The following is a 15,188-nucleotide window of genomic DNA, read 5'->3' as shown; positions in this document are numbered from 1 at the left end:
TTTTAGCATTAATTATCTTTTATATGATTGATTTTTCTGAAACTTCAGTTTATCCTAATATACATACAGTCGCATTTTATAATACTGAAAACTTGTTTGATATTTATGATGATGAGAAAATACATGATGGCGATTTTTTACCGAATGCCGATAAGCGTTGGACGGCAAAACGCTATAAGAAAAAACTTAGAAAACTAGGCTTTGCAATATCTAATATAGGTCGAAAAGAAACTGGTAAACATCCCGTTTTGGTTGGTTTAGCTGAAGTTGAAAATGCTTTAGTTTTGCAAGATTTGATTACCTCAAAACATTTAGCTGAAAGTCGGTATAATTATGTGCATTATGATTCAAAAGATGAACGTGGTATTGATGTGGCTTTACTTTATGATGAAGCTCATTTTAAGGTAACATCTTCTGAAAAATTTTCTTTAGAATTATATAATGATGAAGGTTTACCTGATTACACAAGAGATGTATTATTAGTAACTGGAGAATTGGATGGTGAAAAGATACATGTCATTGTAAACCATTGGTCCTCTAGGCGTGAAGGCGAAAGAGAAACCGAACATAAGCGTATGGCAGGTTCAAATAAAGTTGCTGAAATTATTTCTTCTTTAAAACTTCAAGATGAACATGCTAAGATTATAATTATAGGTGATTTTAACGATGACCCAAAAAGTAAAAGTATAAAACGTTTGGTTGAAGGTTTTGATTTATATAATGCTATTGAAGCTTTACATTCCTATAGTAGAGGAACTACAAAACATAATGGAAAGTGGAATTTATTTGACCAAATATTAGTGACTAAATCTCTTTTTGAAAAAGCACCAAATAGACTACAATTTGATTCAGGTAATATTTTTGATGAAGACTTTTTAAAGCTCTTTAAAGGAAAATATAAAGGCACACCTTTTAGAACTTATGTAGGCAAAAAATACAAAGGAGGTTATAGTGATCACTTTCCTGTATATATTACATTGAAGAGAGGATAGTTTAGTTGAAATGAATTATTAAAATACAACTTCATAACTCACAGAATTATACGGCTTGATAAATGATTGCTGCTAAGCTTAAGCAAGCCAATGGAAGCATCCAAATAAGCCAAATACTATAACTTAATGATTTGTTTTTTAGCATTTTAGCATTTAGTACTTTACGTTTTCTTCCAGCATATTGCATCCAATTTTTAAAGACAATAAAAACACATGCTAAAATATATAAGGTAATCGCTTTGTCTTGCGAGATGGTATTCATTTGCATTTGATTAAAAAACCCTGCGAAGAAAACACCCAATAGCAACAATAAAGCACACTGTAAGACCGAAACATAAACTGTCGCTACAGTATTGGCGTTTTTACTTTTAGCGTCCTTATAGTGCTTAAAAACACTAAAGAATAATTGATCGAAAAGGGTCATCAATAATGTGATATTAAAAAATAAAACCTGCTAAAATTTAGCAGGTTTTATTTTATTTATAGAATAAAAATTAGTTTCCTTTTACTTCAACATTATCTATATGATATCTTGTTGTTCCGCTTGGGTCAGATCCTAAATATTTAAACGCAACTCTAACATTACCATTTAAACATGAGATATTAATATCTCCAGAGTTATTAAATCCTCCAAAACCACTAGTTGGTACATTAGGTATATCGACACCTACTTCTGTCCACTCAGTTGTAGTAACATCACCTGTATAATTTTCAGTAATTAAAACAGATAAAATAATACTATTAGCGTAAGCAACTTCTAAATCAAAATTAAGAGACTCTTGAGTTGTAGCATCTAAATTAATATCAGGAGTAACAAACCAGGTTTCTATTTCAGAATCTCCAGAGCTAAATCCAGATATTTGAGCGTAGTTATTACCACTAAAGCTTCCAATTCTAAAATCAACACCTCCAGCAATATTATAATGTTCCCATCCACCAGCAATCATATCAGCTAAATCGCCATAGCTTTCAAAGTTATCTTCAAAAACCACAGTACTACCAGCAATATCACCTGTACATTCTAAAATGTCTGGATCACATCTGTCAGCACTTGTAAAGTTAACATCAGAAGTACTATTAAGGATTAATACACTAAAGTCGTCTCCAAAATCTCTTGAGTAAATTCCTTGAATAGATCCTCTTTGTTGAGCTACTGGAACAGACTTAAAGTCTGCAAACGTACTAGTTTGTAAAGAAATTGTAGCGCTAGTTTCACAGTTTTCTAAAGTTCTAAAACCATCAAATTCGTCGCTAGCTTCACCAGCATAAGTTAATCCTAATTGTCCTCTGCTAAATTGCATATTATCAAACTGAACTAATGTATTTTCATCCGCTTCAGTTAAGTCTGCGATAGCAACAACTTTAGGTGTAAGGGTTGCAACTTCAGTACTTCTTTTAATAAAGCTTTGGTATTCATAAGATTGAATCTGCTCTAAACTACTTCCATTAGCTCTTCCTAGAGTATACACGCCATTTTCGATACCAATAGCTAAACCATTTAGTTTAATATATACTTTTCTACCTATTTCATAAGTATCAGATAAGCTTCCTGTGTTTATTTGAACGTTAAGTCCAGTTCTTGGGTCAGCTCCAACATCGTTACCATCTGTTGAGTTTTGCACAATAATTTCTTCATAGAAATTTCCAGAAGCATCACTTGATATTACATAACCTTCAATATATAATGGCGCATCATCTTCAGTATCAAAGATACCTACTTGATCTCCATCTGCAACAGCATCATTGTATCTAGATATTACTGCACTAAAAGTTGTTTTAGTTCCAAACGTTGATAAATCCGGTTCTTGGATGGTTACGCTTGGTGTTCCATAATCATCATCTTCTACACAAGAAGTGATAATAAACATAAGTGTTAATACACTTAAAAAAGTTAAAAATTTATTTGTTTTCATAATAATGTAATGTTGTTATAATTAATTTTTCTTTTTCTAAAATCTAAAGTACACATTTAAGAAGTAATTTGTACCACGACCATACCAATACTTTGAACCGAAAACTGGAGTGTCTAAGGATTTATCTTCTTTTAATTGTCTAAAGTTAGCATTTCTTCCTTGTTCAAACCCTCCTGTTTTATATGTTTCATTAAATAAGTTTCCTACACTAGCAAAGAAACCTATGTAATAATTGTCTATTTTCCAAGATTTACCTCCTATAAGGTTAACAACCATATAGCTATCAAATTCTTCTTGTTTTAACAACTCTCTTGCTTCTGCTTCATTATAATCGTTAAAGATTTGCCCATCTACAGGATTAGTATAGAAGTTTGAGCTTCTATTAAGAGGGCCAACATCGACGTAAGTATCATCAAAGAAGTTTGCTGTTGCACCGAACCACCAGTAGTCTGGATCACGGTATTCAAATCCTACAGAATAAGCTTTTTGAGGTCCACCAGCAACTTTATAATCTTTTAGATTAGTTGTTCCAAAATCTTGAAATCCTCCTATCACATCATTAGATGTAATATAAAGGTTAGGGTTGTTATCGTAAGTATATTGACCATAAGAACCTGCAGCTTTTAATTTAATTGTTGGAGTTACTTGCGCCTCGACACCTAACTCAGCTCCAATGTGTCTTTTGTCAACACCTTGTAGAACTTCTTGAATAAATCCAGAGTCATTATTCTGATCTATAGTTTGCCCAATTCCATCTGCGAAAAAGAATGAAATTTCGTTAGCATCTTCAGATTTAGCATAAAACCCTGTAAGTTTAGCTTTAATGATTGGTGATCTAAAAATATAACTTGCATCAATTGCAGTTACTTTTTCTTCAGTAATATCTTCTCCAATTGCATCACCTACTACATCGTGGTTTTCTCTTGAATTAGAATAAGTATTACGTAAAGTAGGTGCTTTTTGAATGTAACCTGCATTTACATCTAATAAATGCTTACCTGTAATTTTATAGGTTAGACCTGCTTTAGCACCAAATCCAGTAAATGATAATTTTTTACCTTTTCCATAAGAACGTTCTCCTGGGAAATTTTCTGTTTCATAAAGACCTTCTCTTTGGTATTTTGTGCTTGATACATTACCAGACACATAAAAGTCAATTTTATTGTATTTAAATAATGCACTTGCATATCCTGAAATTACATCAGCAAATAAGTTATAGTTGTATTTAAATTTATCGCCTTCACCTACAATTTGATTTGGATTTCTTAAATCATACTGTACGCCATCAAATCCATCAACATTTAAAACACCTGTTCCGCCAAGTAAATCAATAACTTCTGCAAAGTTTTCAGACTTTAACCTTTTATAGTTTAATGAGGCATTTAAAATAATGTTCTCGTTAATTTCTGAGTTAAGGATGGTGTTAAAAGTTAACTGTTTGTCATCAACTCTATCTTCATATAAAACATACGTTGAATTTAATCCTCTACTTGCATTAGATATATTTCTTCGGTACATCTCATCCCAGTCTATTTGACCATCATTCTGAAACTCTTGTTGTGCTCCGTAAGCGAACTCAGGATTATCTGGGAAGTTTCTAATCATATAACTAGGTAAAAATTGATAATACGCTGCGCTTGGGTTAGCACCTCCTCCTTCAAAAGACTCAACACCTTCTGGGCTAACAAATCGATCAACACCGTTATAATCTATACGACTATTGCCTAGTTTTCCAAATTGATATCCAATATTTGTGTTTAATGTCGTTCTAGGTGAGATTGTCCAATAATGATTTAACATTAAAATTGGCTCCTCTACTTCTTTAATACGAGAGTTACGTTTTTCACCATTATGCATTCCCCAATATTCGTTATATCTTATGTCTTTAAGATCATAAACTTCTTGAGTATTAGGAGAAGATTTACCTCTTCTGTTTGGTGCATATATTGAAGTAAAGTTCAAACTATGTTTATCGTTTAATTGTTTTTCAACCGACGCGAAGAATGAATTTGAATCATATAACGTTGCATCCTGGTATCCTTCATCTCCCCAACGTCTTCCTGCCATAATAACATAAGACCATCCACCTTCTAATAATCCTGAAGCATAGCTCGCCATTAAACGGTTTCTATAACTTCTGTTTGATGATGAATAGGTAACACGACCACCTTCTCTATAGCTTGATGCTCTAGTGTTGATGTTAGTTGTTCCTAGAATGCCACCAAAGTTATATGCTGAAGGTGTTAATCCAGAAGTTAATTCTTGATTACGCACCACATCGTTAAGTCCTCCCCAATTACTCCATTGTGGTCTTCCGTTGTAAAGCTTATTCATTTCAATTCCGTTAACTAAAACAGAACCGTTATCAGAATCTAGACCTCTAACTCTAAAGAAAGAAGAGCTAAACTCAAAAGCTGCTGTACGTTGAAAAATGTCTTGTGATGATGATAATAATCCAGAAATATTATCTGCTCCACTGGTGTCATCATTTAATTCATCATCAGATAATTGTATGGTAAATAAATCATTTCCTGATAAATCTTTTTCCATGACCATATCATCGATGGTTAAGGTTTCACCTTCATTAACTATGATTGGGTAACGTTGTATAACGTAACCATCTTTAGTTAATCTTAAAACTTGTTCGCCTAAAGGCAAATTACTGCTAAACGTAAACACACCTAGCTCATTCGTTAGAGTAGATTGATTAGTTTCTTCAATAGTAACAGTAACATCTGGAATAGGCTCTAGGGAAATGGGTTGTTTTACACTTCCTGTAACCATTGTTTGCTGAGCAAACATGGAAAAGCCTGATAAAATTCCGAAGAAAAGAATAAATAATCTTTTTTGCATACTTAAATTTATAGTTAATAAATCATTTTACGTTAAATAATTATTATTTAAAGCATGCAAATTTACATTATTTATAATAAATATATACATTTGGCAGGAGTTTTGTAATAAAGTAACAAAAACATAACATAACATTACATGAAAAATTTAAAATTCTGGCTCGTAGCCCTATGTTTTATAGCATATGTCTCTGCGGAAGCTCAAGAGAAAAAGAAATTTAAGGTCCATACTGTTGGCTTTTACAATCTTGAAAATTTGTTTGATACCATTAATGATACCACCAAATTTGATGAAAGGAGTCCTATAATGGAAATGAAAGCAAATCAAGCTGAGGTTTATGAAAAGAAAGTGAAGAATATGGCTCGTGTAATTTCTGAAATAGGTCGAGAAGTTACAAATAACTCACCTGTAATTTTGGGTGTATGTGAAGTAGAAAACAGAGAAGTACTTGAAGATGTTGTTAATGATTCATCGTTAATTCAAAAAGATTATGGTATTGTACATTACAATTCACCAGACGTAAGAAGTATAGATGTTGCACTTATATATCAGAAAGCATATTTTACACCAATATCTACTAGCAGTCATGAATTGAAAATTTTTGACGACAGCAACAACAAGCGTATTTACACTAGAGATCAATTATTAGTTAGCGGAAAGCTTGAAGGCGAAATGATTCATATTATTGTAAATCACTGGCCATCACGAAGTGGAGGCGAGGCTAAAAGTAGGCCTAAACGTGTTGCTGCAGCAAAACTGAGTAAAAAATTATTAGATTCATTACAATCTGATGATCCTTATGCAAAGGTATTTATTATGGGTGATTTAAATGATGACCCTATTAATGCAAGTGTAAAAGATGTTTTACAAGCTCAAAACAAGAAAGAGAATCTTGGGTTAAAAGGGCTTTACAATCCGTATATTGACATGTTCAAAAAAGAAGGCTTAGGGACTACAGCATATAGAGATGCTTGGAGTTTATTTGATCAGATTATGTTTACTCAACCTTTGCTTGACAAGGATTATTCTTCATTTAGAGTTTATAAATCAGGGATCTTTAACAAGAATTATTTAGTAAATAAGCGTGGACGCTATAAAGGATATCCTAAACGTAGTTTTGCTGATGGTGGATTTACAGATGGCTTTAGTGATCACTTTCCTGTATATGCCTACCTTATAAAAGAAGTTGTAGATTAAGATAAAACGTTACTATTATTTATAAAAACAAAAAAGGCTTCATTTTTAATGAAGCCTTTTTTGTTTTAACTCATCCAAGCACTCCAAGGAATTCTTGATAAGAATAATATAAGTGCAATTGTATAAAACACAGCTATGGTACTAAACTTAGGTGTAGATGTTAATTTCTTTTTGTGTTTAGAATAACCCATTGTAATTAAAACAACTGCTAAAATATTAATGATTGGGTGTTCAATTAAATACAATCTATCGACAGCGTTTTTCATAATTTCTCCCATTCCAGAGTTACTAAATAGACTAAATCTAGGAGACACAAAATACAGTACAATTCCTATTAACAATTGAATATGAGATACTATAAGTGCAAATAGTGATATTCTAAAATCTATTGCTTGATATTCTTTTTTAGTCAATCTCTTAAAGATACTATTTAATACAGCTATTACTAAAACAATGAGCACAATATAAGCCCAATACGAATGAAGGTTTTTTACAACATTATACATAACTATTTATCTTTGGTTAGTCACAAATGTACTAATTATTAGTCATAAAAAAACCTCTTCAAATAAGAAGAGGTTTTTTTGAAATTTATAATACTATTCTTATTAGAAATTGTATCGTAGAGTTACATTCCATGTTCTACCATAACCAAATCTACCTGTATTTGATTTATTAATTCCTTTATAGTTTTCAGAATCAATAGCAGAAGCTGGGTCGTTTCCAAAAACAGATTCTAAATACACTTCATCAAAAACGTTATTAACATTAACTCTAAATTGTAAAGATTTACTATGGTCATCGCATAACAACATTTTATAAGATAACCCTGAATCAACAGTGTCATAAGCTGGTAATGATAACGCATTACTACCTGCACCAATGTTCGAGTGTAAGTCATTATACCAGTTCCAGTTTGCATCAATACTAAATCGTGGTAAGAATTCATATTTAGAAGAAATTCCAGCTGTTACTTGAGCAGCTCCTCCAACTTTCTCTCCATCTAAAGGAGCAACATTGGTTGTTAATTCTGTGTCAGACACATCTGCACCATTAACATCAAAAGCAGTAATCGCACCATCACCATCAAACTTCCAATCTCCTAAAGAAATAAATCCGTTGACTTCTAAGTTTCTAAAAGGGTTTGTCATAACTTCAAGCTCAACTCCCATGTGTACTTGCTTTACACCTAAAGTTTGGTAGCTAATAAAATCATCGCCATCTTGTCCATTATTATCAATTAAAGTTCTGTTATCCCAAGTTGTATGATATGCATTTAAGTTTGCTTTAATTTTCTCGCTACCAAATTGGTATCCAATTTCAAAACCAGTTACTTTTTCATTTTCTACTTCTGGGTCTAATAATACATTAGATCCTCTATCATCTTGAAATAAGGTATCGTGAAATGGTTGACGTGAGTAATATCCTAGATTAACAAAAACTTTATGCATATCGCTTATTTCATAAGCTGCACCAGCTTTCAAATTATACCCTAGGTTATTTACTTTATCAGATTCTTCAGAAACACCTTCTTCTTGAGCGTTTAAAAACTCTGTTCTAACATGTGATTGGTTAGAGAGTGCCCCTTGAAAAAAGGCTGATAATTTATCTTTAGAATATTCTAATTGTCCGAAGATTCCAGCATAATTAATTTGCTCTTCATAATCATATCCAAAACGTTGTCCGTGATCTGTATTAGGATTAAAGAACACTGACCAAGGATCTATACCACCAGCTTCTGTTAAGCTGTAATCTCCACCGTTATATTCGCTATATGCGCCAACAGAATCTACAACAATAAATTCTCTTACATCTCTAAAGTGAAAACCATTATAAAAACGAGCATCAGCACCAATATTAAAATTTAAACTTTCAGTTAATTGGTTGTTATAGTTTGTTACTAATCCAAACCAGTCGTGATTGTTATTAGATCCTCTTGCATAAATTACATCTCCATCCGAAGTTATTGCTTGAGCAAAACTACCTCTTCCCATTGAACCATAAACTACCGTTGATAGTTCAGATTTTTCATTGATGGTCCAATCCCAACTTAAGTTAGCTACAGGTTTGTGATATATATTTCTTCCACCTGGAAATTTTCCGTCACTAATTGTATTAGAACTATTTACACCATCAAAATTCCATGAATTGTATTTTCTTCCATTCTCTAAAAACGATCCTATTGAACCGCTTCCAGCTACTGCATGCCATTGTGGAGCACCAGTTAATAAGAAGTTTAACGCATGTTTTTCATTAGGTTGGTATCCAACAGAGATAAAGTATGTTTGACCTTGTCCGTTTGTATAATTTACATAACCATCACCTTGCCAGTGACCTAGCAATGCTGCAAAAGACCATCCTTTTTCGCTCACTCCAGTAGAATAATATGCTGTAGTTTTGGTATAGTTATCATTTGCAACCATTTGTTGAAGAAAACCACCTTGTCGTCTATCAATGGTTTTAGTTACAATATTAACTGTACCTCCAACAGAAGAAATTGCTAATTTAGAAGCTCCTAAACCACGTTGAACCTGTACTGCATTAGCAACGTCTAAAACTCCAGACCAGTTTGACCAATACATTTTACCGTCTTCCATCCCGTTAATTGGTTGACCATTTAATAAAAAGGCTGTATTAGTTTGATCAAAACCTCTCAAGAACATTTGACCATCTCCAAATGCACCAGCTTGAACACTCTGTACAGAAGGCATAGATTTTAAGACTTCAGGTAAATCTGAATTCCCTCCTTTTTCTTGAATATCTTTAGCTTTAATAGTAGATACTGCAATTGGTGTTTTTCTATCTTCAGCTAAATCAATAACTCCAGAACCAATAATTACGACTTCATCTAATGAATTATCACTAGTTAAAGTGATACTTCCTAAATTAGTATCTCCATTAAATGATACTGTTATTGGAGTGTATCCTACATAAGATATCACTACTTCACCAGAATTTGCTTGAGAAGTCAACGTAAAATTACCATCAAAATCTGATGATGCTCCGTTAGAAGTCCCTTTTTCAATAATGTTAGCAGCAGGTAATGGTGCATTCATTTCGGCATCAATAACAGTTCCTGTTACTGTACTTTGAGCCATTGCATTTGTAGTAACAATAAATGTTACTACTAAAAATAAAAATCGTGTAATGTTTTTCATTTTATTAGATTAAGGTTTGTTTTAAAATTTTGTGCAAAAATACGTATAAATACGTGTTGAATATTAATCAAATGTTAACATTTTATTGCCAACATATAATATAATTCATTTATTCAGTTATTAATTTAATACGGATTAAATCTACAAACAGAGTTTTCAACAATGACTACGTTAAATTTTTATAGTGTTTTAATAAATTTAAGGTAGAATTATCATGATTTGTAAAAGTGTTATTTTTTAATTCTTTAAGAATTTTACCTGCAAGTTGTTTGCCTAATTCAACACCAAACTGGTCATAACTATAGATATTCCAAATGATGCCTTGAACAAAAATTTTATGCTCATACATAGCAATAAGTTTTCCTAAACTTTCTGGAGTGAGTTGATTTATAAAGATCGTGTTTGTTGGTTTATTCCCTTCAAAAACTTTAAAAGGTGTAAGTGTTTCTTCAGTTCCTTCTTCTAGAACTTGGCTTTTGTCTTTCCCATTTAGCAGTGCTTCTGTTTGTGCAAAAAAGTTAGACATTAATTTATCTTGATGCTCTTTATTATCATGTAATGATTTAGCAAATCCAATAAAATCTGCAGGAATAAGTTTTGTGCCTTGATGTATAAGTTGAAAGAAAGCGTGTTGAGAATTAGAGCCTGGTTCTCCCCAAATTATGGCACCTGTTTGATAATCTATCGGATTACCATTTCTATCAACACTTTTACCATTGCTTTCCATAACGCCTTGTTGCAAATACGTTGCAAATTGATTTAAGTATTGAGAATATGGGATAATAGCTTCACTTTCGGCATTAAAAAAATTATTATACCAAACACTAATTAGCGCAAGAACAACTGGAATATTAGTTTCAAACTTTTCGGTTTTAAAATGCTCATCCATTTTATGAGCTCCAAGCAGTAAGTTTTCAAAATTAGAATTTCCTATGGCTAAACTAATGGTTAACCCTACTGCACTCCACAAAGAAAATCGTCCACCAACCCAATTCCACATTGGAAATATATTGGTTTCATCGACACCAAAATCTTTCACTTTTTCAATATTAGTTGAAACAGCTATAAAGTGTTTAGAAATATCTTCTTGTGTTGCAGACTGTAGAAACCACTCTTTAATAGTTGTTGCATTAGATAAGGTTTCTTGTGTGGTAAATGTTTTAGAAACAATAACAAACAGTGTGGTTTCTGGATTTAACTTTTTAATTACTTCATTAACATGATCTCCATCAATATTGCTTACAAAGTGCGTGGTTAAATGATTTTTGTAGAACTGTAGTGAATCAACAACCATTGCAGGTCCAAGGTCGGAGCCACCAATTCCAATGTTTACAACATCTGTAAAAGCCTTATTAGTGTACCCTTTTTTAGCTCCTGAAATGATATCGTGAGAAAAATGTTTTATCTTTTCTTTTACTGAAAAAACCTCTGGCATTATATTTTCTCCATCAACTTCAATATGTGCGCCTTTTGAAGCTCTTAAAGCAGTATGTAGTACAGCTCTTTTTTCAGTTTCATTAATAGTTTCTCCATTAAAATAAGCTTGCATAGCTTCTTTTAACCGTACTTCATCTGTTAATTGTAAAAGGTATTTAAAGGTCTCTTGAGTGATTCTATTTTTAGAAAAATCAACATAAAAATCTTCCCAAGATATTGTGAATTTGTCTGCTCTTTTCTGATCTTGAGCAAACCATGTTTTCATGTGAACATCTTGAATAGTTTTAAAATGCGATTCAAGATTTTTCCAAGCTGTTGTTGTTGTCGGATTTATTTTTGGTATAGCCATAGGCTAATTATTAGTTTGAGTAATTAAATTATCATCTAATATCTCTTCTAGATTTTCAGCATCAAATTGAATATTATCAAGCTGCATTTTTAAAGGTTTAATAAACTCTAAATATTCTATTTTTAGGCTATCTGAAATAGGTTCTGCTTCTGGGAGTTTTTGTTTAAAAGGATCGACTTCTTTGCCATTTTTCCAAAAGCGATAGCACACATGGTTTCCTGAAGAGCTTCCTGTACTACCAACATAACCAATAATTTCTCCTTGTTTTACAAATTGACCAACCTTAGCTTTACGCCTGGACATGTGTAAATATTGTGTCTCGTAAGTTGCATTGTGTCTAATTTTAACATACTTCCCATTACCTCTAGTATAACTAGATTTTGTAACTGTACCATTAGCTGTTGCCATAATTGGCGTGCCATTTGGCGCAGCAAAATCAGTACCTCTATGAGCTTTTACTCGATAGCCATAATGTGCAATTCTTCGTTTCAAATTATAACGTGAAGAAATTCTACTAAACTGAACAGGAGCTTTTAAAAAAGCACGACGTAAATTTTTAGCATCTTCGTTAAAATAATCTGTAATTCCTTTTATAGAATCTGTTTCAAATTGAAAAGCATATAATGTATCGCTATTATGCTCAAAATAAGCCGCTTTTATTTCATCTACACCTGCATAAATAGTGTCGTCTATATATTTATCTGTATATATAACTTTAAAGCGATCTCCTTTTTGAAGTCTTCTAAAATCTATAGTCCATGCATAAATATCATCTGCCATCTTATAAGATAGTTTTTGACTTAACCCTTTTTCTTGTAATGTTTGGGAAATATTATTTTCAATAACTCCTGTGGCAGTTTTCTCAACATATTTTATTGGCTTGGTGCTTGTATAGGCGTGAATTGAATCCTGGAAATTAATAACGACGTACTCTTCTTTGTTAGGTTGGTAAATAAAGCATTTTGGTTTTTGTAATGAATCGTCTTTGGAGCAAAGTAAGGTATAAGGTTTACCTACTTGAAGTTTTCTAATATCAAAAGTGTCTTTAGCTTTTTCTGCAATTTGAAAGATATGAGGATAGCCTATATTATTTCGTTCTAAGATTTCTCCAAAACTATCTCCTTTTTGAATCGTATCTCTTTTTACTAAATATTCATTTAAATTGAAGCCAAACTCATAAACATCTTGAGGTTCTACAACTGCTACTTCTTCTTCAATGATATCATTTTTAGGGTCTTCTTTACATCCAAAGCAAAACATACATATTGCAATAAATGAAACGCTTTTTAAGGCTCTATTATTAATCATTAAATTGTATTGTTTTTTTGATTATTGCAAAGCTACTAAATTCATCTTTGTTATTTTCTTCAAAAACTGTTAATAATATAGTTTTTTAACATGCTTTATTAGCAATATAAAAAAAGCACGCGAATCGCATGCTTTTTATTTGGTTCTGTATAACAACTCTTATTTCGGTATAATTTTAAATTGGTGTTTTAATCCTTTAAAAGCGTCTAAATCTGCTCTTAACGAACCAATAGCCAAGTCTGCTTTAATACGCAATGGCATTCTATTTTTATCATTAGAAACCCAAAGTGTTAAACTTTCTTCTTCTTTAAAAACACGTCCAGCCATAACATAAGGTCTAAATTTTAGAGCGTTTATGTTGCCAAATTCTGTATCAATAATCTCTTGGCCTAAATATTTAAGTTTAAATCCATAATTTTCTCCATCAAAAAACATGTCAGATGTTATTTCATCTCCAGGTTTTAAGGTAGATACATTAATATTATTTCTCAAATAATAAAACGTAGATACCATATCTTGAACATTAGGTTTAGTATCTACAACAGATTTTTTATTGTATTTTTTATTGTGAATATGTGCTTTATTATTGTCTTGATCGAATTTAATTTCAATGTCTTTGGTGTGTCCGCCTTCATCAATATCTCTAATAAATTTATAGGGTACTAATTTGGTTTTGTCAAAATAGCTTTCGTATCTGTCTTGAACTTTAAAAACCCATTTAATAGCACCTGTTGTCCATCCTTTACCGACAACATGATAAACAGGTTTACCGTCTATTTCAGCATCCTTAACTATTAAAGTTGCGTTTCCAGCTTTCATCCATCCACTATAGCTCATTTTAAAACGAAACCATTCTCCTACTTGAAAAGCACTTTCTTCTTGAGCAACCATTGTATTAATACTAACTAAAGTTAATATGGTAATAATTATTTTTTTCATCATAATAAATTCTTGTAAATGTAACCGAAAAACGGACATTAAATTGTTCAATATGTTAGATTACAATTACTATTCCAAAAAAAATAAAACCCATTTAAGATACTATTTCGTAACCATCAAGATTAGTTATTCCCCAATTTTCAATTTCGGTTTCGCTCCATAATTCTGGAAAAAATATTCTCTTTTGATATCTAGGGTGCATATACTTTTGCCAATTACTTCCGCCTGTAGCTTCAATGTCTCCATCGCCTAGATATTTATTTGCAGCATTATAATGTGCCATAACCCACTTTACATTTACAGTATGGTCATAGTGGCGCATAGCATTTATTAGTGCTTTATTTTCTTTAGATTCTTTAGGAAGTTGTTTAAACCTTTTAGACAAATTTATTTCATTATAATCTTCCATGAAATCGATAAAATCGCCCATATATTTCTTCTCAAACAATTTAAGAAGAATTGATTTTTCTCCCGTTTCATAATTTTTACCTGCGGCTTGCCAATACAAATGATCGAAGGCGTTTTTGAAAGGTGTATTTCTGTCTATTGTTTTTCTAAATCTAGCATCAATTAAATTAATGAGTTCTGTTGATGCGAATTCAATTTTTCTGTATTGCGCACTTTGAAACCCGCTTGCAGGCGCTAAAGTATTTCTAAATTTTAGATATTGGTCCACATCCATGCCGTTCATCATTACTGTAAACGAACTCGATAGCATATCAAAATATCTACTAACACGCAATAAATGTTTTTCAAATTTTTCTGGTGATATAGTATCAGATGTAGCAACTTGGTCGATTTCCCATAAAATCATTTTAAACAACAATTCATTTACCTGATGATACATGATAAATACCATTTCATCTTTTTCAGTAGTTCTAGGAATTTGAAGCCCTAATAATGCATCTGTTTGAATATAATCCCAATATGTTGTTGGTGTACTCCACAACAACCCTTCTAACATGGTGTTAAGTGGTACGCCTAGTTTTTTGTATTTGTCTTCTATTTCCTGAAGTAGTTCGTCTCTTTCCATTTTATTCAA

General features: G+C 31.9%; 11 protein-coding genes. 2 read left to right on the top strand and 9 right to left on the bottom strand.

All coding sequences use genetic code 11. The annotated features are described in order from the left end of the window. The first annotated feature begins 23 nt into the window (after window positions 1–23). Window positions 24–992, top strand: coding sequence for an endonuclease/exonuclease/phosphatase family protein (locus tag ACFS5M_RS03505; protein ID WP_183485822.1), 969 nt, complete (start codon window positions 24–26; stop codon window positions 990–992). Between the two features lie 46 nt (window positions 993–1,038). Here ACFS5M_RS03505 and ACFS5M_RS03500 read toward each other — a convergent pair whose 3' ends face one another. From ACFS5M_RS03500 to ACFS5M_RS03490, 3 genes are all read right to left on the bottom strand, one after another. Then, on the bottom strand, window positions 1,039–1,416 hold the full coding sequence (locus ACFS5M_RS03500) for a hypothetical protein (protein WP_183487231.1): 378 nt from the start codon (window positions 1,414–1,416) through the stop codon (window positions 1,039–1,041). 70 nt (window positions 1,417–1,486) lie between these two features. After that, window positions 1,487–2,905: a DUF5689 domain-containing protein gene (locus ACFS5M_RS03495; RefSeq protein WP_183485819.1), complete on the bottom strand. Its 1,419-nt coding sequence runs from the start codon at window positions 2,903–2,905 to the stop codon at window positions 1,487–1,489. Between the two features lie 36 nt (window positions 2,906–2,941). Further along, complete coding sequence (locus tag ACFS5M_RS03490) at window positions 2,942–5,758, bottom strand: carboxypeptidase regulatory-like domain-containing protein (protein ID WP_183485816.1); 2,817 nt, start codon at window positions 5,756–5,758, stop codon at window positions 2,942–2,944. Between the two features lie 138 nt (window positions 5,759–5,896). On the opposite strand from ACFS5M_RS03490, the gene ACFS5M_RS03485 reads away from it, so the two are divergent. Further along, complete coding sequence (locus tag ACFS5M_RS03485) at window positions 5,897–6,955, top strand: endonuclease/exonuclease/phosphatase family protein (RefSeq protein WP_183485813.1); 1,059 nt, start codon at window positions 5,897–5,899, stop codon at window positions 6,953–6,955. Window positions 6,956–7,020: 65 nt separating this feature from the next. On the opposite strand, the gene ACFS5M_RS03480 is transcribed toward ACFS5M_RS03485, so the two are convergent. The 6 genes from ACFS5M_RS03480 to ACFS5M_RS03455 all read right to left on the bottom strand — a co-directional run bounded on the left by ACFS5M_RS03480 (window position 7,021) and on the right by ACFS5M_RS03455 (window position 15,179). Further along, window positions 7,021–7,461: a hypothetical protein gene (locus tag ACFS5M_RS03480; RefSeq protein WP_183485810.1), complete on the bottom strand. Its 441-nt coding sequence runs from the start codon at window positions 7,459–7,461 to the stop codon at window positions 7,021–7,023. 102 nt (window positions 7,462–7,563) lie between these two features. Continuing rightward, complete coding sequence (locus ACFS5M_RS03475) at window positions 7,564–10,113, bottom strand: TonB-dependent receptor (protein WP_183485807.1); 2,550 nt, start codon at window positions 10,111–10,113, stop codon at window positions 7,564–7,566. 166 nt (window positions 10,114–10,279) lie between these two features. Continuing rightward, on the bottom strand, window positions 10,280–11,899 hold the full coding sequence (gene pgi / locus ACFS5M_RS03470; RefSeq protein WP_183485805.1) for a glucose-6-phosphate isomerase: 1,620 nt from the start codon (window positions 11,897–11,899) through the stop codon (window positions 10,280–10,282). Window positions 11,900–11,902: 3 nt separating this feature from the next. Beyond that, window positions 11,903–13,207, bottom strand: coding sequence for a peptidoglycan DD-metalloendopeptidase family protein (locus tag ACFS5M_RS03465; protein ID WP_379897877.1), 1,305 nt, complete (start codon window positions 13,205–13,207; stop codon window positions 11,903–11,905). Window positions 13,208–13,366: 159 nt separating this feature from the next. Then, entirely contained in the window at window positions 13,367–14,146 is a 780-nt protein-coding gene (locus tag ACFS5M_RS03460) for a DUF3108 domain-containing protein (RefSeq protein WP_183487227.1), read from the bottom strand. A 94-nt stretch (window positions 14,147–14,240) separates the two neighbouring features. Next, window positions 14,241–15,179: a tryptophan 2,3-dioxygenase family protein gene (locus ACFS5M_RS03455; RefSeq protein WP_183485803.1), complete on the bottom strand. Its 939-nt coding sequence runs from the start codon at window positions 15,177–15,179 to the stop codon at window positions 14,241–14,243. Window positions 15,180–15,188: the final 9 nt, after the last annotated feature.

The sequence above is a fragment of the Lacinutrix iliipiscaria genome (genome assembly GCF_042686125.1).
GTDB classification, from domain to species: domain Bacteria; phylum Bacteroidota; class Bacteroidia; order Flavobacteriales; family Flavobacteriaceae; genus Oceanihabitans; species Oceanihabitans iliipiscarium.
Note: the sequence above shows the minus strand (reverse complement) of the source record. Positions and strands in the feature narration are given on the sequence as shown.